Below are 2,164 nucleotides of genomic sequence, written 5' to 3' on the forward strand. Positions count from 1 at the left end.
CTCACATATACGAGGGAGTTGTTAAAATGCAAACCATTGGATCTTTATTAAAAGCCGAGCGCCTCAAATTGCGACTAACGCAAAAACAGATGGCAGCAGGTGTCATTTCAACCTCTTTTTACTCTAAAGTAGAAAATGACATTAACGATATTAATGCTAAAGATCTAATTAGTATCCTAGAACTAAATAAAATATCCGTTCCTAAATTTATGTCACAAGTATCGATCCAACAAAAAAAATCTGAGTCAATGGCATCAATCGAACAGAGGCTGTATTCGGCCTTTTTTTCAAATGATCTTAAGACAGTTCAAAAGATTAATGATGGCTTATCGCAGAATCCAATGGTGCAAGATAGGCAGCACAACACTGAGATTCTGGGAAAAATTATTCAAGCCATTTTAACAGATAGTCTCAAAGATCTGGATGAGACAACTAAAACGAGTAGTCGCGATATACTATTTAGTCAAGATAATTGGAACGCAAGAACGCTTGCTTTATTCGCCAATACAATCGATCTATATGAATTCGATGAGCTTAGTTTTCTAATCAACGCTCTTCTTCATAAATACAATAGGCAAAATTTGCTTAATGACGAGTTGCTAAGCACATTATCAACTATATTTATAAACTACATTGACACTTGTTACAGAAAAAACGAAATTTCAATGATGAATAGGCCCTTAAGTTATCTAAATCATTTGCCGCTCACCCCAGTCTTCTTTTTCTATAGACTATTGGGCAAATACTATGAGGCCTTAACTTCCAAATCTAAAGAAGCATCTAAGAACGCTGAGATCAACGAAATAAGGTCAGTGTTGAAACTAATGAAATTGGACAAACTTGCAGGTAAACTACCAATCTAAAGAATGCTTAAGGTCCTTATCTGTTCATCAATAGTGTTGAAAAAACTATAATCATTGAAGACGGCTTCCCTGTGAGAAGTCGTCTTTGATATGTTATGCCACGACTTGACAATACCTTTGCTGCGGGAAAAAGAGCCTCTGAAGTCAACCCATCATCGTTTTAAGAACTTGACTACTCGCCAGTTAATACCGCAAAAAGAACCATTGTAGACGAATTTTCTTATTGTAAAATTCCGATTCAAATCTGCAATTCTGAAAAAAATGCTAGCCATCACGGATATCATTGGTTACACGAGGAGGGGATGAAGATGTTACGAGTCCTGCTTCAATTCAAAGTAAAGTTTATCCTGATGGCACATGGGTAACATTTTCAATGGCATTTACTGAATTTCCGCCAGTTGTTTATGTGGGTGATTTGCACATTGGCGATATCCCCTACATGACGTATGGGGCAAACCGCACTGGTTATCATCAAGTTGATGGTGGATACGTTGCAGCTTATAGGGGTCAAATCTATAGCTGGTAATATTCCCCGGACACATTCAACAGAATGTGTCCTTTCATGTCTTATCGGAAAGTGGTATAAATTATGCTAAAGTTCTTTGTAAAGGCAGCATTAGCAAGCCGTATCTGGGTATTATGTATCATTGTACCTATACTACTTTTTTTAATCTCAGTTTTCAGCTTTTCGGACGCACAATCAACCTTCTTTTTGCGTGAAAATAATGTAATATCACATAATATTACAGTAATCAAAGAAACGCAAACTACTCTACTCGACTCACAAGGGAATGTTCTACCAGAAAATAGAAGACATTTTGATGATCTTGGTGAACTGATAGATGAACTTCAGTTACAAAAACAGAGTCTGCAATCATTCGATGCCGACGAATATTTACAAAAGACTAAAGTCATCTTCGAGTCCGGAAGTAAATATCTAAAGAAATATAGTTTCTGGCCTTTGGGAGAGTCACAAAAAGCACTTAAAAATAATTATTATAAAGTGGCAACGCTGATAAAACAGGGTCTCCCATATGAAGATGAAAAATTTAGCTTGTTGTATCCCTTAGGAGCAGTTTCTTTTCTGAAAAATTTCGAGACTTTTCCTTTTTTAGTACTAATAAATGTCCTTACTCTCCTTCAAATCGTCATAGTTGAATTTGGAAGTTCGAGAGCGTTCATGATTCTTAATGATAAAAAGCAGATTTCTCTGCCACTCATTTCGTTTGCATCCTCGCTTTTATTGCCGATAATAATTGCCATATTAGTTGTCAGTTTATCTATACTTTATTTAAAACTAT

At 36.0% G+C, this 2,164-nt stretch carries 2 protein-coding genes and 1 pseudogene; all 3 read left to right on the forward strand.

Translation table 11 applies throughout. The features are described from left to right. The coding region (locus tag ACWP87_RS13675; RefSeq protein WP_435630723.1) for a helix-turn-helix domain-containing protein at positions 1 to 863 on the forward strand (863 nt) is incomplete at its 5' end. A 283-nt stretch (positions 864 to 1,146) separates the two neighbouring features. Beyond that, complete coding sequence (locus ACWP87_RS13680; RefSeq protein WP_127817602.1) at positions 1,147 to 1,389, forward strand: hypothetical protein; 243 nt, start codon at positions 1,147 to 1,149, stop codon at positions 1,387 to 1,389. 63 nt (positions 1,390 to 1,452) lie between these two features. After that, positions 1,453 to 2,164: pseudogene (locus ACWP87_RS13685) on the forward strand (hypothetical protein); the annotation flags it as partial.

Source organism: Lacticaseibacillus sp. 22 (assembly GCF_055413445.1).